Genomic DNA, 17,539 nt, shown 5'->3' with positions numbered 1-17,539 from the left:
TTTCTGAGTTTAGGTTTGAGTAGAGCCGGGGCGACCTGAAAAGCTGTCGCCCCGGATTGTATCAGACGAGAGGCTGCTTACTCGGAGACCTTATCAAGGATCGCCTGACCCCATTCCACGCCCACGTCTTCGAGCACGACCGGCCAGACTTCCGCCTGAACCTTAGCCGACATCGCGGCCAGTTCCGCGTCGCTTAGCGAAACGATGGTCGCGCCCAGATCGGCCAGTTTCTGTTCGTTGGCCTTCTGGTCTGCTTCGGCCACGGTCCAGCGGGTCGCTTCAAATTCTGCCGCGGCCGCTTTCAGCGCGTCCTGATCCTCGGCATCCAGGCCGGCAAGGGATTCATTCGAGATGATCATGTACCAGACCTCGAAATGGGTGTTGGCCGGGATGTAGGTTTTGGTCACATCGCGGAACGAGGCATAGTAGCCTTCGGCACCCGAGCCGATCACACCGTCAACAACGCCGGTCTGCACCGCCGTGAAGGCTTCGGAAAACGGGATAGGCGCGGGGATGTAGCCCAACGCATCGCCGGTTAGCTGGAAGCTCTTGATGCCGGGCACCCGCACCTTGATGCCGTTATCGACCGACGGATCGCCCGGCGACACTGCGTCGGTATTGAGCGCGATGCCACCAAAGTAAACCGGATAGGCGGCCAGCATGGTGATGTCCTGCTTGGCGTAAAGCCCATCCATGGTTTCACGCACCACGCCACCGGGGCCGTAGATCGCGCGGGCCTGTTCCCAGTTTCCGGCGAGATAGGGGAACGAGCTGATCTGCATCTTGCGGTCTGCAGCGGCGGCGGCTGGCTGGGTCGCCATGTCGACCGCGCCGACCGAGATACGTTCCTGCACTGTTGTATAGTCGCCCAACGCTGAGGCGGCATAAATTTTGATGTTGACGTCACCGCCGGTTGCTTCGTCCACGGCGGCGGCAAAGGTGTTCAACTCGACGTCGATCGTGGTACCTTGCGGGCGCACATGGCTCATCTTCAGGTCGGCTGCCATCGCGGTGGTCGACAGCGCCATCAGCGCGCCGGTTGCAGCAGTTATCATCATGCGTTTCATTGTGTTTCCTCCGTTTGGGTTTAGTTGGTTCAGGATCAGTAGCCAAAGAGTCTGGGCAGGAAGAGCGACAGGTCCGGCCAGAGCGATGTCAGGAACACCACGGGCACATAACCAGTCACGATCAGGATCATCGCGGGCGGGATCACCTTGGTGACCTTCACGTTGCCGATCCGAGCCCCGAGATAGAGGATCGAGGCATAGGGCGGTGTCACGCCCCCCATCGCGGTGTTGACCCCCATGATCGCGGCAAACTGCACCGGGCTGACACCAATGGCATTCATCAGAGGCAAGAGCAGCGGCGCTATCAGGATGATTGCGGTGACGTCGTTCACGACCATGCCGACCAGAAACAGCATAATGTTGATCAGGATAAGCAGCAGAACCTTGTTGTCAGTGATCTCAAAAATCGAGGCGACCAGCGCCTGCGGGATACCTTCCATCACATACATCTGGCTTAGGATCATCGAAAACAGGATCATAAGCAGAATTGCACCGACGGCGGTTGCGGACTCCTTACCGGCCATCAGGAAGTTTTCCCACCTGAGCCCCTTGTAGATCAGAAAGCCGACGGGCAGTGCATAGATCACCGCTACTGCGGCAGCTTCGGTCGGGGTCATGATGCCGCCATAGATGCCGCCCAGGATGATTACCGGCATCAACAGTGCGGGGAAGGCGTGAACGCCGCGTTTGGCAACCTCGCTACTGAGTTCGCTGAACGTGGGCTTTTCATCCAGTATCAGGTTGAACTTGCGCGACATCCATAGGTTCACCATTGAAAAGTTGAACATGATGAACAGACCCGGCCCAAGAGTCGCGAGGAAACAGGCGAGGATCGACGTGTCAGTGACCCAGCCGTAGATGATCATGGTGACCGAGGGTGGGATCAACAAACCAAGGATCGAGGAATTGGCAATCAGAGCGGTCGCGTATTCGCGGGGATAGCCGCGCTTTTCCATTTCCGGGATCAACAGCGGTCCGATCGCCGCGATACCGGTCAGGCCGGACCCCGAGATCGCCCCGATCACTGCACAGCTGACCGCCGCCACGACACCCAGACCGCCACGCACGTGGCCGATAAAGGCACTGACGAAGCGTAGCAGAGAGGCGGCAATACCGCTTTCGCTCATAATGGATCCGGCCAGAACAAATAGCGGAATGGCCAGCAAAATCGGGTTTCCAAGTTGCTGGAATCCCCAGAGCATGTTGCCCTTCATGGTGGCGCCGCCGATGAAATACATCACCATCAGCGCACCCCCGAAGCAATAGGGCAACGGCACTCCGAGGGTCAGCAGGATCACCAGGACAGCAACGGCAAGCAGGGCGACTTCAACCAAGGTGAATCTCCTCGTCAGTATCATATCCAAGAATGTGGCGGACCAGATGAATCGCCGTGTAGATCATCATCAGCGCCAGACCGATGGTCAGAGCCACCTCGGCATAAAATGTGGGAATGTAGAGCGTCGGGCTCTCTTTCCAGACACGCCACGAATAGCGGGTGAATTCCCAGGACCAACTTAGCAGCCAGAGTCCGACAATCAGGCTGATCACTTCGCCGATAATCGCCAGAATGACGTGCTGGCGTGGCGTCTTCAGGAAGATCTCAAGCACATTTGCGCGGATATGAGTGTTTTCCCGCGAGGCATTTACCGCCCCAAGGACGTAGAGCCACAGCGCCGGATATGCCATGGTTTCCTCAAGCCCCATCACCGGTACTTGCAAAACATAGCGGGTGATAACCTGAACAAACTGGCCCAAAGCCACGATGCAAATAATGCTGGTCAGCAGGTATTTTACGAAACGCTCCATTTCCCCCCTCGCGACGTGATTGTCCGTCGTCGCAATACCTACTTTCTTCTCTTCCATAGAAGCAAATTGGAAATTACGTTATATCCATAGTTTGCCTCTATGGGGTGCAATGGGAATCCAACCACATGAACCTGACAATCCGTCAACTCACGACATTTCGCGAAGTGTTACGCACTGGGTCCATATCCGAAGCCGGGCGCACGCTCGGGCGCACGCAACCATCGGTCAGCGCGATGATTGCGGGCCTTGAGAGTGAGATCGGATTTCGACTGTTCGAACGAGAGCATGGCCGGCTGACGCCGACGCCCGAAGCGCATTATTTTCTGGAAGAGGCCGAGGCCGTCCTGTCGCGGCTTACACAGTCCACGAACGCTCTACAGGAAATATCGAACCTGAAGCGTGGCCGCCTGCGCGTCGCTTGCCACCCAGCCGCATCAGGGTTCTTCATGCCAAGTGTTCTCGGCCAGTTTTTGCAAGACAAGCCCGCTATCAAGGCGTCGCTGATGATGCGCTCGTCCAAAGTCATTGAGGAACTGATCGCCTCGCAGCAATACGATCTCGGTTTTACCGAAACACCTGAGCCACGAAAATCAATTCATCAGCAGGATTTCGATCTGGAATGCCTGTGTGCTATGCCCGCTTCGGACCCGCTGGCTGCAAAATCCCTAGTTTCAACAGAAGATCTGGATGGCGCAAACCTGGCAACGCTTTTTTCAGAACATCCGACTTTCCTTCAGACATCTGCGGCCTTCAAGAACACTGGAAAGAGTTTTGAGCGTAGGTTTGAGTTGCGGACATTCTTACCTGGTTTGCAGTTTGTCAAAGCGGGCCTGTGCTATTTGATTTGCGATTTGATTACAGCTTTTAGCTGCAACGATCCCCTGCACGGTACCGGTGGTATCGTATTTCGCCGCTTTAGCCCCAGAATCAGCAGCAGCGTTTCAATTCTCACCCCCGCACATCGCCCGACGTCTCTGATAACTCAAAGCTTTAGCCAGAAACTGACTGAAGACATAAACGCTATGAAAGCAAACGTACTGCTCTGAACGCGGTTCTACACCCGAGCAATGGCCGGTCCCACAACTGGGCTTTGGTGCAGCTGTAGCGCAAGTCTGCTTTGTTGCGCTTTCTGTGAGTTCGCCGATCCGTAAGCTTTGCTTGTGCGGCGAATGTCGGGAAAGCGGATTGCGACCGCAGCATGCCAACACAGTTTCGAGCGTCCACAAAGGGCCGAGTGCTAGGGCAGCGCATTCTGCTGATCAACCAAACTCAAGTAAGACACACTGCACCGGTCTTCAGGTTGCGAAGAGGCTCACTGGCGTTCCGTTTGACGTAGACTTGAAGCACTTGAACCGTTGAAACATTAAATAAGCGCAAGAATCTTAAGGTGTTGAATTCAATGGGAGACAAGTCTCAATAATTCGGTCCCATTAATTACGTACTCCGACAGGCGAACCGTCGCAGCAGTTAATGGCTGGTAATGAGAGTTATGAAAAACAACCAAAGACGTAGAAGCCAAATTATGTGAAATGCACGTCTTTTGCCATTGTAGCAGCAGAATGAGTTAGTTTCTCAAAGACGAAGGCGCGCCGTGGGAGAAAGCTCTACTACCTTCAACCCACTGTTAGATGCGACGCTTACCTGTCCGTTGTTCCACGCATAGACAAGCACCACTGTTTTGCCTGTATGCGCATCCTGCACCTCAATGATCGGTTCGGCTCTTTTCGCGCACTCGTTGGGTTGCTGTGTCTGCATTTTCGTTCCTTGGTATCCAGCAGGTTCATTCCTCAAAACCCAGCGTCAAGCGAAGGGTAGGGGACTTTCGACTGTTCGATAATTGCGACCCGCTCCAGAAAACGAAGCGGGATTCTGCTCAACTTTTAGCTGAGTACCCCGGTTCGTTGACAATCGCACGAAACGAAACGACACAGGACGAAATGGAACGAAACGAAAGCGTGGAAGCCATTGACCAAGCGCGGGAAATATTTTGTTCCTCCGCCGAAAAACGGCAGCGACATCAAAGAGCTCTTTAAGTACTTGATGTCAGTCGGCGCTGGTCTACCGACCGATGAGACCGGATTGCCAGTCGGTTCCTGGACCCCGGAGCTTCTTGCGAGCACCATCTCGCAATTCGAGTCCAACAAAATGGGCGTAGACCTTCGGACCGTCCAGCATTGGTTTCAGGACAATGACAAAGGTATTAGCGCGGACAACATTCATTGGTTGGCGCGCATCTTTGGTTGTGACAATCCTGAGACCATCACGGCGTGGAGGGCGGAACTCAATGCTGCCAACAGACGATTGGCAGCAAAGCGAAGAGAGACGCGAAGTGCTCAAAAGCGCGGAGCGAACCACTCTGATGGTGCTTCCAAGGGCGGCGATCAAGATGAGATTGCGAATACAAGGAACCGCGACAAGAGGGTAGAGCCGACGAAAATCCCGGGGTTGGCCGGGCGAACGGAGGCGATGTTCAGCGCTCGTTCTTCATTGGGCTTGCCTGCCGTCGTGTTCGCCGCCGCCACCGCTTTGGGACTCATGTCGTTTTCATTGAGCATTCACAGCGTTCTTTTCGCACTTCCTACCGGTGCGACAAAGCAAGTCGGTTTTTTGTGGGCCCCGAATTGGACAGTTGTTTTCCTTGTACTTCTGCCAATCTACTTCGCTGTGTTGATCAATCTGTTAAAGCAGTGGAAAGAAGAATGGCGAACTGACTTAGTAACGAAGCTGCGCTCCAAGTCGCCACGAACAAGCTGGGCAAGCAGGGTTACAACGATGTCCTATGTCTATTGGGCAGTGTTTGTTGTGACCGTTTTGATAGCCTCAGCTTTCAACTGGGTGGAAACACACCTGATCCCATTGCTAACTGGGAATGCAGGGAACTGGCCGGTGGACTGGGGAAGAATTGCGATCTTTAATCCTGATCTGGTTTCAGTTCCGAACGCCGTTGTGTTCTCCGGGCTCGTCTTCATGCTGAATGCTTTTGGGTCCTATCTGTTCTTTGCCGGCTTGATCGTCCTCTATACGCTCACCGATGATTTTGTCGATTTTTCTACAGGCCTCGCCCACGACAGGGCTGAAGAACAGCGGCGACGTCTGGCAAAGATCGGCGACGAGTTGATGGTTGGGGTTTTCCGGTGTTGTTCATTGGGCCTGATGATCACCATCTTGATGAAACTGCAGGCCAGCTTTCTGCTCTCGGACAGCAGGGACATCGTTGGTTGGCTGGCAGCCGATCTGCAAGCCCTTTTTCGGGGTAGTGGCCCGCATTCTAACGGATACGGCTTCCATCAGAATGTGCCGGGTTTCTACTACAGCTTCTTCTGTCTTCTTGTGATTTTCGCAGTCTGTGTGATCTGCACCGCCAGAATACGTACAGCAGTTACCAGCCTGGACCTGTTGAAAAGCGAGAACGCGGAAAGACTGTCTTTGATGGCGATGTACGGGGTCCTTCTTCTGTTGACTGTGACTTACATGCTCATTGGTGTGTTTCCCGGCTTCACAATCCTTATGATTGCGGTCCTGGTCTTGGCTGCATTTATCCTTACACGCCCCTCCTTAGGTCGGGTGAACACAACAAAAACGAGAGAACTAGATGCTTAAGACGATCGCTCTGGATATAGCCCCCATTCATCCCGATGTTGCAGAAGGCCCACCCGACGTGCGCGCCTATTGGGTGCATGCAGGTGACAGTATTCGTCTCAGGGTGGCTCATTGGCCAACCGAAAAATCCTCCAAGGGCACTGTCTTCCTGTTTCAGGGGAGAACGGAAAACATCGAAAAATACGGACGAACCGTGGAGTATCTGCATCGCGCTGGCTACACTGCCTTCGCAGTTGATTGGCGCGGCCAGGGACTTTCCGACAGGCTCACTGAAGATCCGATGATGGGCCATGTCGTCAGGTTCTCTGACTACCAGAAGGATGTTGCTGCTGCGGTCGATGCGGCCAAGTCACTCATCTTGCCGCAGCCTTGGTACCTCGTCGGGCACTCTCTGGGCGCATGCGTCGGTCTGCGTGCGATAATCGAAGGTCTTCCTGTTTCAGCATGCGCGTTCACGGCCCCCCTGTGGGCCATTAACTTGCCGACATTGCAACGGCTCGGAGCATGGCCTCTATCAGGCGCGTTTCAAGCTCTTGGAAAAGGCGCCACCTATGCCCCCGGTACCCGTGGCGAAAGCTATGTGCTGACAACGGATTTCGACGACAACCGACTGACACATGACCCTGATATGTACCAGTATTATCGGAACGTTTCGGAATCTCTACCTGACCAACAGATCGGCGGGCCAAGTATGTCTTGGTTGTTTCAGGCGCTCAAAGAAACTCGAGCACTTTCCAAGCTGAAATCTCCTGACATCCCGTGTGTCACGTTTTGCGGCGCTGAGGACGAAATCGTCGCGATCCCCGCAATCAAGGACAGAATGGCACGATGGCCCAATGGGAAATTGGAGCTGATGCAAAACGCAAGACACGACGTCTTGTATGAGGTGCCAAGTGTTCGCGAAAACGTGTTGGCTCAAATTTGCGAGCTTTTCGGCTCAACGCACAAAGACATGCCGATAGCGTCGTCCTCGTAGATTTGAGTGTTCTGGCCGCGCTTAGATAGCTACTGTGTGTGTTCGCTAGTATGGCACGAGCACATAGTCGTAGCGGCCAAAAATGTCCGACCATTCCACACCAACACCTCGGTAGTAGCTCGGACATTGTCGTCGGAGAGGTAGCCATGCAGGACGCAGACCAGGTGCGCGATCGGACCAACTGAAACTGGCGTTTTCGTCGTACGATCCGACATCCATATCCAAGCGGGTTTCGCAAGGCCCTTCGCGTTCCCGCACTTTGTAGCTGTAGTGACGGACGTGCCACACCCGTATGGATCGGACTACATCGAAATCAGGAGCTGATAGATTCACGTTTGCCAACGTGGGCTCAGAGAGGGCAGGGGAACCGGCGCCGAATGTTGCCATTGGTTTTTCGCTTGTTCCAAGCGGCACCACTTCCAAGGTATCGGATACATCGAGCGATGACCAAGACTCTTGAGAGTAAGTGACATCTATCACTTGAGGAGTCTTGCCATACGTCTCGGGTAATTCAGGAAGCGGGTTGGCACTTGATGATTTGATGGCATCGAGACGCTGCATGGGTGACATGTCGGCAGAACCAGAATTAACGCCCATTGGGCATCGCCAGAGTTGAAGCGGCGGTTCGACCGGAAGGGGGGTGATGCGCCGGATGAACTCGGCCCGCGCGACGTTGCAATCTGGTGAATCCGGCCACCCTCCAGCAAGGCATAAGAAAATCGCACAGTCGATTGGGTAGGCGTAAGCTGGAGCGGTGCTTCCAAGAACAATAGCTGATGTGCATCCAAGTAGCTTCAGTCGAAACATGTTGTTGTCCTTTCGGCAGCAATGATTTCGTGGATTGTTTGCGCTGATTTCTGCAAAAAAGTTAAATCACTATATTTTCTGTTTTGCAAATTTTAAATTTTGCAGTAATGAAATTACCAGATCAGAACTTTCGGAGAATTCGAAAGAATGCAAGAAGTCGTCCTATAGGGGGACGACCATGCCGCACAGAAAGAACTTTCCATTGATCACCCAAGGTGAAGCACGAGACCTTGATGCATCAGGTAAGGACTATGAGTTTCGGTATGACCTAGTCGAGCTGGGGCAAAATGGACGTCCGCAATACATTTGTATTTACCGCTATGACGGTAAGGACAACGTCCTCATCTCTGAGAGGGCGACGTCCCAAGGAGTTGTTCCTCGAAGGCTGTCACTGTTTCCGGGCCTATTCAATTTTCACAGCCGCTTCAGACAAGGCAGCGACATTACTCTCCACAATGATCTCACCATTACGACAGATGGTGTGCGGGGGCAGATCAACCTGGACTTCGACAAGGAAGAAGACGACTGAGGGCGCGTCGCTTTCGAGTGGGTCCGAGAAGCGTAGTAGGCATTTACCATTAATCGGAGGTTCGGACCAAGTCTCGCACCGCTCTGGCTTTGCTATTCCTGTGGGAGGGCAAGCCGGTTGAAAAAGCTACTTTCTCTCACCGCTATTCTACTCGGCGCGGCTATCCTAGTGGATCTGGTCGGGTATCGGAAATCGACATTGAAGGTCTCAGGCGGTGACGTGCTCGTCATAGACGGCGACACCATTGATCACGGCGGTGACAGCTACCGGCTTGTGGGTTTCGATACCCCCGAAACTTACCGACCCCAATGTGACGCCGAAAAAGCGTTAGGTTTGAAAGCCACGAACCGGCTCACGGAACTCATCCAAACGGCTGGGTACATCGACCTTGAAATTGAAGAGGATGTCGACCGGCATGGCCGCTTCCTGGCGGTCGGCCGTGTGGATGGGTGGGATGTTGGCACGACTCTGATTTCTGAGGGTCTCGCACGCGAATATTGGGGCGGCAAACGCCTATCCTGGTGCCCGTAAACTAAAAGACCGGAAACAAGAATACTGCAGGAGGAAGAGAACTAAATCGAGCAGATAACGGCCCTGTCGGTTGCGCCAACAACTGACAGGGCCAGAGACGCCCCAAAGCCATCCGGGGCAATTCTCGCGCATCAAGAGAAAACCGTAACGATGAAGAAAACAGCAAACCTTGATGCTGTCCCTAAAAAGGACAGCACGGCGGCAGAGTCAATCACATTGACTTCCGTAGACCAGCACGCGCTTCGGCCAGCTTTGAAACCTCTAGTGGGTTCCGAAGATTGCAGGATGTCAATGTCGGCAAAAACGGTGGACGGCTTCGCCCCGTGTAATCCGTTTTATGTAAAATATGCTGACCTGTTTTTGAATGGCGCGAAACCGGCAACTCCAACTTTCGATATCTCGTCACTTTCTGAACCCATACCCAGCAATCTCCGAGATGATCTCTCTTCGATGCATGTGGTGCTGCACCGAAGAGAGCGCGCGGTAAAATCCAGACGGAATTCCCACCGCGCAACCGCGACCTGCAATCCACCAGGTACGGTGTTTGGAAGGCTACCGAGCGTAATCCTTTCAAACCAATACGAACGCAAACTCAATCACGGAATTGTCAACAAGCTCCAGAGCAATCCCGGAGCGCCAAAATGACCTTGTTTCTCAACGGCATTCCGCTGATGGTCGATAGCGAAAACGGACAACGCGCGCTGAGAACTGCACATAGGTCAGGTACGCGCGTTGAATGCCGCTGCCGCAAACCGGCAGCTCTCATGTATGTCGCCGCCATTGGCGGCAGGTTCATTGTCAAACGCATGCCCGGCACCGGCCCGGACCACGCGGTAAATTGTTCGTCATTCTTGCCGCCAGACGAATTGTCGGGACTGGCGCAGATCCGGGTGACGGCCATCTCCGAACATCCCGATGACGGAACCACCATACTCAAACTAGGCTTTCCGCTGAGGAAGAACAGCAAATCACGCAATGCGCCAGAGGCAACTGGTCGGAAGCCAACCGAGGCCAAGATTGCCCCATGCAAGCTGACGATCACCAGTGTCCTGCACTACCTCTGGCATGAGGCCGATCTGGGCAAGTGGTATCCCAGAATGGGAGGCAAGCGGCATTGGGGCGTGATCCACCATGCTTTGCGCCGGGCTGCGGCGGCGAAGATCGTCAAGGGTCAGGAGCTGGCCCGCATTCTCTATGTGCCGGAATACTTCAAGCCTGAGAAAAAGGCTGGGATTGCGGCCAGACGAAACCGGCTTTTTGCAAACCTGCGGCCAGCTGGTCGCGGCGCAACCCCGTTCGGCTTGGTCGTCGCGGAATACAAGGACAAAGAAATCACCCCTCACGGGGCGCGGTTCATCTTCAAACACGCCCCCGGTTGCGCGTTTTTTGCCGATAAGGACCTGTCCAAGAAATTCGACAAAGTGTTCGGGGAACAGCTGCTGCTTCTTGAAGCGATGGGGTCCGGCCATGCAATCCTGATCGCCAGCTTTTCCATCGCCAAGGCGGGTTATCCGGTTCTGCATGAAATCGGCATGATGCTAGTGACGGACACTTGGATCCCGTTTGAAGGCCTGCGCGAACTGGAAGTGCTGAATGCGCTGACCAAACAGAGCCGCGCCTTCCAGAAACAGATGCGGTTCAACCTGCCAGTGGACGCACCGATCGCATCGGCTGTGCTGCTGGATACGCCCGATCCGATTGCCGTCTTTGTTGCCGACAATCCCGACGACGCCCGGGCATTGGCGCTGCTCACCAGCGCCTCTGAAGAAGGCCGGTATCCGAGTTGGTGCTGGTTCGATGATGGGCCGATGCGCCCGTTCCCGGATCGTGGCGCGTCCCCCTCCAGCCATCACTCACGCACATCGGAGGGGGGCGCTACTGGTCAGAGTGTGAGGCCATCACCGGCAAATGAGCGCCGCGTATCGGGAGATGAACGCGACACGATTTGGGATAGCCCCATTCTTCCCAAGGGAGCAAGCGACCATGGCTAAAGCCGCACTCGTATCTCTTGTTTTTCTGACAACGGTTGCAGCCCCGGCATTCGCGCAGAATGACGAGGCCGCAATTTGTGCGGGTCGCGGTGGCCCGCTGTTAAGTGGAGGGCGATTGCTTTGTGCGACCGCCCCCACCCGCACCTGCCTGGAACCCGCATTCCGGGCAGGTGCAATGGTTTGCTTGCACTATGAGGATGGCGGCAATTTTGAACAGGTCGTCTCAAGGAACGCAACTTCGCTTGCCAAGGGCGAATGGGCCGATGAAGCAGAGCGCGCCGCCAAACGCCACGGTGTTCCGGTGCCGCTGTTTCATGCGCTGGTTCATCAGGAAAGCCGCTGGAACGCCAATGCAGTCAGCCCGAAAGGAGCGCTGGGGTTAGCACAACTGATGCCGCCCACCGCCGCCGCGCTTGGTGTCAATCCGCACGATCCGGTGCAAAACCTCGATGGCGGCGCGCGGTATCTCAAAGCCATGTTCCTGAAATTCGGCACATGGCGACTGGCGCTGGCCGCATACAACGCCGGACCCAAAGCCGTCGAACGATATGAGGGCGTCCCGCCCTACTCGGAAACCACCCACTACGTCGCAACCGTTCTCGAAAGGGCCGGGTTCCCACCCGACGCCTGAACACCCCATCCCAGGAGACTATCTATATGAACCGTAACCCTCAAAACGTCGCCGTGCTGGCCGCGCTGGCCCTCGTGGCGTTCAGCAGCCCGGCCTTGGCTCAGTCATTGTTTGACGCCCCGGTGTCCATCCTGACCCAGATCCGGACCTTTGTGACCGGTGCCAATGGTATTCTGCTCGGCGGGGCTGCAATCGCGCTTGCCGGTATCTCGGCCGCCAGCCCGCGTGTGCCGGTCACTTGGGGCCATTTCTTTGTGATCCTCGTCGTGCTGGGCATCTTCTATGGTGCGTTTGGCATTGCCGAAGCCATTCAGGGCTTTGCGACCTGATGAGCGACGATAATCGAATATTTCAGGCGATTACCCGGCCCTCCGAACGGGCCGGGATGCCGATGACGTTCCACATTGTGGCGCTCAGCATCCCCCTTATGACGTTCATCATGACGCAGGGCTTTTTGGGTTTCTGGGGATTGCTCGCCATCGCCCCGTCTTATGCCGCCGCCCGCTGGATTGTGAGCGTCGATCCGCACCTGCCGGATCATATCGCCACCATGGCTGACTGCAAACTGTTCACAAAAAACAAGCCCTTCTGGGGCGGCAATTCTTACGCCGGAGACTGACCCGAAATGCATTTGCACCCCGAGATTCAAAAGGCCATGCCGTCTGCGCGCCGCGCTGCGCGAGAGGTGCCAGCGACCACGCATATCCCCTTCGTGCGTTTCTTGCAGGACGGCACGTTCACGACGCGCAACGGTGATCTGGTCGCGGTGTTGGAACTCAAGGGGTTCATCCACGAAACTGCTGATCGGACGGCGATCAAGGCTGCCAATGATACGCTCGCCCGGCTGTCCTCCAGCTTTGAAGACAACCGGACAGCGTTCTACAGCCATATCATCCGCAGCAGAGTTAACCTGGCCGACACGCTGCCCCCCGTGAAAGGCCCCGGCTTTGCCGAAGATCTGGACCGCCACTATCGCGCCCAGCTGGACCAAGACGAGACCTATGAGTTGCGCCACTTCCTGACGATCGTTCGCAGACCTTACACCAGCGGCAAGCGCCTGCTCGATGCCGGGCTGCGGTCTCTGCGCTCAGCAACAACAGATCCAGCCATCAGCGCCGCCCGCACCAAGAACCGCAAAGCCCTGCATGTTGCCGCAGAACAGGCGAGGCGCGATCTGTCGGTGTTTGGCGCGCGCCGCTTGTCCGGATCTGCATCCGATCGCAGGCGCACGCTGTCATACCTCTCGATGCTGCAAAGCGGGATTTGGCAAAAGGCCCCGTCGGTCTGGACCCATCTGGCGGATGCTGTGCCCAACGGGCGTATCACCTTCCGCAAAGACCATGTTCACAGCCTGTCGCCGGGCGGGGACAAGGATCGCTTTGCGGCCGTCTTTGCGGTCAACGCCTATCCGGAACGGTCGAAATACTACATGTTCGACGAGCTTCTGGGGGAACGCTGCGAGTTCATTGCCACCCAATGTTATGCGCCGATGGACCGTGTATCAGGCGGGACAAAGATCCGTGACGCCAAACGAGGCATGGCAGATGCAGGCGATGAAGCGGAAACGCTACAAAAGGATTTGAACGAGGCGCGCGACGCGGTTGCCTCCCGTGCCATGTCCATCGGGCGGCATCACTTCACTGTTTCTGTTCTCGGTGACACCCGCGAAGAGTTGGAAGATGCGGCCACGCGGGTGAATTCCTGTCTGACTGGCGCGGATCTGCGCACCCGGCGCGAAGACATCGGGTTGGAGGCGGCCTGGTGGGCGCAGCTGCCCGGCAACTTTGCCTATCAGGCGCGAGCCAAAAAGCGCTTTGTGTCCGCCAAGAACTTTGCTGACTTTGCCAACCTGCATTCCTGGCCGACAGGATCACGCGAAAGACTGCGTTGGGGCGGGCCTGTTGCCGCGTTCCGGACGCTGGGCGGTACGCCCTATTGGTTCTCCTTCCACCGCGAAGGCTCTGACAAATCCAAAGGACCAGGAACCACGGCCATCTTTGGGGCAACGGGTGAAGGCAAAACCCTGCTGGCCAACTTCCTGATGTCCAGCTGCTACCGCCTACCCGAACACCCGCACCTGATCGCCTTTGACAAAGACCGGGGGTCGGAAACCTTCATTCGAGCCATAGGCGGCATATACCTTCATCTGAAATCCGGCATGAATCTCGGCTTCAATCCGTTTGCTGTCGCCACGGATGAGGTTGGGATCGAATGGCTTGAGGGCTTCATTCAACGCCTGACCGGCGCGGAAAAACTCACCCCGGAACAGGAACGGCGGATTGCCACTGGCCTGCGCCGCCTTGCGTCTGGTGATCCGGCCCTGCGCACATTTTCGGATTTTGCCGACACGCTGCGCTCTGTTGACGATGTTGACGCGCCTGTTCAGGTGCTCGATGCGCTGAGCAAGTGGTATGGGACCGGTAGTCGCGCCTGGCTGTTTGATAATGCAGAGGACAGTTTCAGCCTCGATCAAGCCGTGACCGCTTTTGACATGACGGCGCTGCTCAAGGCGTCGGATATTCGTTTGCCTCTGCTGGATTACCTGTTCTACCGGATCGAGCGCAAACTGGCCGAAGGCAAACCGCTGATCATCAGTGTTGATGAAGCTTGGGCGTTATTTGATGACCCCCGGTTTGGCCCCCGTATCCAGGACTGGATCAAAACCATCCGAAAGCTGGATGGCATTTTGGTGTTCATGACACAGGAAACGTCGGATGCGGCCAAATCCTCAATCTCGGACACGCTGATCCAGTCGACGGAAAACCGCATCTTCTTTGCCAACCCCAAGGCCGACCGCAAAACTTATGTGGATGCGTTCCGGCTGACGGAGGCTGAGTTCAGCGCTGTTTCTTCCATGCCACCCAAATCCCGTCTGGTGTTGATCAATGACGGAGACGGATCAGCCGTAGTCTCGACGCGGCTTGAGCTTCCCGAGCAATTCTACCGCGTGTTGTCCGCCACAGGCGACAGCGTTGCCGAGATGGACCAGCTGCGCGCCGAGTACGGCGAGGATGGCTGGCTCGACGCCTTCATGACCACCAAGCCCCTTGAGGAGACCTCCCAATGATCCGCAAGTTTGTTTTCGTTACCTTTAGCCTGCCGCTTCTCGGAGCCTGCACCATTACCGGAGATGCTCTCGATCCGCCCCGCGAACTGAAGGCCAATTGCAACATCGCAGACGCAGAGCCGGTTCCCCAAACCGGCCTCACCACCAACCTTCCACTCAACGCCGGCAAACTCTGACCCCTCCCCTGAAAGGACAAGACAATGAAGACCACTCTCAAAAGCACCGCCGCGGTTGTTGCAATTGCACTGGCCGGATTTGTCGGGACGTCCGGCACAGTCAGCGCACAAGGTGTCCCAACCTACAGTGTCACAGAACATGCGGAACAGCTCGCGATGCTGAATTCTATGGGCGACATGATTGGCCTAGACACGCAGATGCTCGACAATGCGCTGCTGCAGTTGCAGGAACTTCAGGAGCAATTGCGCCAGGCCCGGGCAACGCACAATGCGATCACCGGTGCCCGCGAAACAATCAGCAACTTGTTCAACGGCGATATCACACCACGCAAGCTATCCTCGTCCCTTTCCACGCTCTCGATGACTGGCAATTCGGTGAACCGCCGCCTGAGCAACCATATGGAAGCACTGAAGGTCGATTTCCAGCCGCTGAGCGGGCAGCAGGCGTTGGGGCGTTCAGCGGAAGATCCGGCCACGCGGTCACATGATCTGGTTTCTGGATCGAGCATGGCTGGGCTCGCAATTGCTGAGGAAGGCTTTGCCGGGGCCGGTGAAGCGATGGAGCGCTATGACGGCTATCGTGAGCAGATTTCCGCGACCGATGATCTGAAAGCTAGCATCGATCTGAATACCCGCATAGCGATTGAGAATGGCATGATGCTCGCCACATTGTTGCAGACCCTCTCTGCACAAGGTCAGCTGGACGCCGCAATCGTAAACCAGCGTCTGCGCGGGCAGGATATCGTGGCCCGTCAGGCGTACAGACCTGAAGGATCAAACTGATGCGCTTTCCCACAACCACCCTCCTCATCGCAGCAACCGTCGCCACATCGCTGGCAACGGGTCAACCGGTGTTGGCTTTGACGGCTGATGAGAAACGCGAAAACTCGCGCCTGGCTGCTGCTAAACGCGCGACCCTCACCCGAGAAACGGCAGCTGTAAGGTTCGCCTATGCAGAGAAGTGTGAGTTGGCCTTTGCTTCTGACGAACCCATGCCAGAAAAAGATCTTCGCATTTCTGCTCCAGTGGGGATTGATGACGATCTGCTGGGAATGACCGTGGATGAAATCTCAGAACAATACGGGCTTGCTTCAGACGCATTCTACGCTGCCGACCGTGCCGTCAATGACTGCATTCGCAAATTCAGAAAGAGGAATGATGGGTCATGAGCATCAGAGATTTCCTTGTTGGCACTGATCAGAGCTTTGACAACATTATCAATGGCGGGTCGCAGCAAGTGTTCCAAGCACTGGCCGCCCCAAGCGCTGAATTTTTGACCCTTCTCGCCGGCGGAGCACTGGCAGTCTGGGCGGTCACGGCGGCGTATCGAGGCAGCTTCTCCCTCGACGGCTTCATAATGTTCGTGTTTCGGTTCACACTTTTCTATCTGGCGGTATCGGGCGGAGCGCTCTGGACCCAATACATATTTCCCTTCATCACCCAGTTCCCTGTTGAAGTCGGCAACACAGTCATCAGTCAGTTTGGCGGAGGTGGCAACGCCGGTGGAGTCGCCACTGCATTTGCTGATGTGGCTGACACGTCTTTCAGAAACATCGTAACGGCAATCGGATCTTATGGCGTGGCGGACTACATTACGGGCGATGCGCTCGGAGTGCTCCTATTTGCACTGTTGGCAGCAGGTGCAATCCTAATAATGATCGTAATCGCACTGGCTCTGCTTGTCGCCTCCAAAGTCCTACTGGCCATCCTGCTTGCGATTTTCCCAGTTCTGGCCGTCTGGGCTTATCTCCGCAGTTCGGCGGAAATCTTCAATGGTTGGGTGCGCGGCATTACCATGTTGGTTCTGTTTCAGGTCTTGCTTTTTGGAGTGATGGGTATCGCCTTGGCTGCAACGGAAGGCGTTTCAGATGCGGTCGCAATTGGAGTGGCATCAGGCTCGGATATCCCGTTGGAAATGTTCAAGCTCGCAGGCATCAGCGGGATCACAGCGGGCCTACTGCTGATTTGCCCGATGATCGCACAGCGGATCGGCGGCGCAGCGCTTAGCCTGGGTGAGTCTCAGATCAAAGGCGCAGGTGCAACCGGTGCGAGGCTTCTTGGCGGCCAGCTGACTGGAGTAAACTCTGGCGGCAACAACCTGGGCGACGTCTCCAATCAGCGTGCAAGTGCGGTGAATGAAGCCGACAAACCATCCGCAACAGAGGCAAACAACCAACGCATTCGGGATTCTGTAAGGCGCGGGGCTGAACGCATGGCCGAAGACGCCCGACGGCGCAGAAGCTGATCAATTTGCACTTTCTGGTTTGATTGAGGCTTCCCTCGCTGCCTCTCCCCTGCGGGTCGAACGCGAACTCAGCCAACCAATTCTCAATGATCCCAGAAAGTGTCGTAACCAAT

19 protein-coding genes are annotated in these 17,539 nt (G+C 55.8%); 15 read left to right on the top strand and 4 right to left on the bottom strand.

Annotated features, from left to right (window positions below; genetic code table 11):
* Positions 1-77: 77 nt before the first annotated feature.
* Genes dctP through ACR0K5_RS19340 form a run of 3 tightly spaced genes read right to left on the bottom strand, consistent with a single transcriptional unit; the run spans position 78 to position 2,873 of the window.
* Positions 78-1,067, bottom strand: a complete 990-nt coding sequence (dctP, locus tag ACR0K5_RS19350) for a TRAP transporter substrate-binding protein DctP (protein ID WP_480534000.1) — start codon at positions 1,065-1,067, stop codon at positions 78-80.
* 35 nt (positions 1,068-1,102) lie between these two features.
* Positions 1,103-2,401 (bottom strand): TRAP transporter large permease, encoded by a 1,299-nt coding sequence (locus ACR0K5_RS19345; protein ID WP_480534002.1) that lies wholly within the window; start codon positions 2,399-2,401, stop codon positions 1,103-1,105.
* The gene (locus ACR0K5_RS19340) at positions 2,394-2,873 is read right to left on the bottom strand and encodes a TRAP transporter small permease (RefSeq protein ID WP_480534004.1); all 480 of its coding nucleotides are present in this window, start codon (positions 2,871-2,873) and stop codon (positions 2,394-2,396) included. The genes ACR0K5_RS19345 and ACR0K5_RS19340 overlap by 8 nt, the downstream gene beginning before the upstream one ends.
* Before the next feature lie 125 nt (positions 2,874-2,998).
* Here ACR0K5_RS19340 and ACR0K5_RS19335 point away from each other — a divergent pair, with 125 nt between their 5' ends.
* The 3 genes from ACR0K5_RS19335 to ACR0K5_RS19325 all read left to right on the top strand — a co-directional run bounded on the left by ACR0K5_RS19335 (position 2,999) and on the right by ACR0K5_RS19325 (position 7,449).
* Complete coding sequence (locus tag ACR0K5_RS19335; protein WP_480534006.1) at positions 2,999-3,919, top strand: LysR substrate-binding domain-containing protein; 921 nt, start codon at positions 2,999-3,001, stop codon at positions 3,917-3,919.
* Positions 3,920-4,838: 919 nt separating this feature from the next.
* The gene (locus tag ACR0K5_RS19330; protein WP_480534008.1) at positions 4,839-6,473 is read left to right on the top strand and encodes an RcgA family putative transporter; all 1,635 of its coding nucleotides are present in this window, start codon (positions 4,839-4,841) and stop codon (positions 6,471-6,473) included.
* The gene (locus tag ACR0K5_RS19325; RefSeq protein WP_480534010.1) at positions 6,466-7,449 is read left to right on the top strand and encodes an alpha/beta hydrolase; all 984 of its coding nucleotides are present in this window, start codon (positions 6,466-6,468) and stop codon (positions 7,447-7,449) included. The genes ACR0K5_RS19330 and ACR0K5_RS19325 overlap by 8 nt, the downstream gene beginning before the upstream one ends.
* Positions 7,450-7,494: 45 nt before the next feature.
* Here the strand turns inward: ACR0K5_RS19325 and ACR0K5_RS19320 are convergent, their stop codons facing one another.
* Complete coding sequence (locus tag ACR0K5_RS19320) at positions 7,495-8,256, bottom strand: hypothetical protein (RefSeq protein WP_480534012.1); 762 nt, start codon at positions 8,254-8,256, stop codon at positions 7,495-7,497.
* Positions 8,257-8,434: 178 nt separating this feature from the next.
* On the opposite strand from ACR0K5_RS19320, the gene ACR0K5_RS19315 reads away from it, so the two are divergent.
* The 12 genes from ACR0K5_RS19315 to ACR0K5_RS19260 all read left to right on the top strand — a co-directional run bounded on the left by ACR0K5_RS19315 (position 8,435) and on the right by ACR0K5_RS19260 (position 17,426).
* Positions 8,435-8,785, top strand: a complete 351-nt coding sequence (locus tag ACR0K5_RS19315) for a hypothetical protein (RefSeq protein WP_480534014.1) — start codon at positions 8,435-8,437, stop codon at positions 8,783-8,785.
* 117 nt (positions 8,786-8,902) lie between these two features.
* A complete protein-coding gene (locus tag ACR0K5_RS19310; protein ID WP_480534016.1) occupies positions 8,903-9,316 on the top strand; it encodes a thermonuclease family protein in 414 nt (137 codons plus the stop codon).
* Between the two features lie 150 nt (positions 9,317-9,466).
* Complete coding sequence (locus ACR0K5_RS19305; RefSeq protein ID WP_480534018.1) at positions 9,467-9,961, top strand: hypothetical protein; 495 nt, start codon at positions 9,467-9,469, stop codon at positions 9,959-9,961.
* Positions 9,958-11,307: a DUF1173 family protein gene (locus ACR0K5_RS19300; RefSeq protein WP_480534020.1), complete on the top strand. Its 1,350-nt coding sequence runs from the start codon at positions 9,958-9,960 to the stop codon at positions 11,305-11,307. Before ACR0K5_RS19305 ends, ACR0K5_RS19300 begins: the two co-directional genes overlap by 4 nt.
* Positions 11,300-11,938: a lytic transglycosylase domain-containing protein gene (locus ACR0K5_RS19295; RefSeq protein ID WP_480631232.1), complete on the top strand. Its 639-nt coding sequence runs from the start codon at positions 11,300-11,302 to the stop codon at positions 11,936-11,938. The genes ACR0K5_RS19300 and ACR0K5_RS19295 overlap by 8 nt, the downstream gene beginning before the upstream one ends.
* 26 nt (positions 11,939-11,964) lie before the next feature.
* On the top strand, positions 11,965-12,267 hold the full coding sequence (locus ACR0K5_RS19290) for a TrbC/VirB2 family protein (protein ID WP_480534022.1): 303 nt from the start codon (positions 11,965-11,967) through the stop codon (positions 12,265-12,267).
* On the top strand, positions 12,267-12,557 hold the full coding sequence (locus tag ACR0K5_RS19285; protein WP_480534024.1) for a VirB3 family type IV secretion system protein: 291 nt from the start codon (positions 12,267-12,269) through the stop codon (positions 12,555-12,557). The genes ACR0K5_RS19290 and ACR0K5_RS19285 overlap by 1 nt, the downstream gene beginning before the upstream one ends.
* Positions 12,558-12,563: 6 nt before the next feature.
* Positions 12,564-15,005 (top strand): VirB4 family type IV secretion/conjugal transfer ATPase, encoded by a 2,442-nt coding sequence (locus ACR0K5_RS19280; RefSeq protein WP_480534026.1) that lies wholly within the window; start codon positions 12,564-12,566, stop codon positions 15,003-15,005.
* A complete protein-coding gene (locus ACR0K5_RS19275; RefSeq protein ID WP_480534028.1) occupies positions 15,002-15,181 on the top strand; it encodes a hypothetical protein in 180 nt (59 codons plus the stop codon). The genes ACR0K5_RS19280 and ACR0K5_RS19275 overlap by 4 nt, the downstream gene beginning before the upstream one ends.
* 24 nt (positions 15,182-15,205) lie before the next feature.
* On the top strand, positions 15,206-15,964 hold the full coding sequence (locus ACR0K5_RS19270) for a type IV secretion system protein (RefSeq protein ID WP_480534030.1): 759 nt from the start codon (positions 15,206-15,208) through the stop codon (positions 15,962-15,964).
* Positions 15,964-16,350 (top strand): hypothetical protein, encoded by a 387-nt coding sequence (locus tag ACR0K5_RS19265; RefSeq protein ID WP_480534032.1) that lies wholly within the window; start codon positions 15,964-15,966, stop codon positions 16,348-16,350. Before ACR0K5_RS19270 ends, ACR0K5_RS19265 begins: the two co-directional genes overlap by 1 nt.
* The gene (locus ACR0K5_RS19260) at positions 16,347-17,426 is read left to right on the top strand and encodes a type IV secretion system protein (RefSeq protein WP_480534034.1); all 1,080 of its coding nucleotides are present in this window, start codon (positions 16,347-16,349) and stop codon (positions 17,424-17,426) included. The genes ACR0K5_RS19265 and ACR0K5_RS19260 overlap by 4 nt, the downstream gene beginning before the upstream one ends.
* Positions 17,427-17,539 lie beyond the last annotated feature (113 nt).

This window comes from Ruegeria sp. AB9, assembly GCF_056542585.1.
Note: the sequence above shows the minus strand (reverse complement) of the source record. Positions and strands in the feature narration are given on the sequence as shown.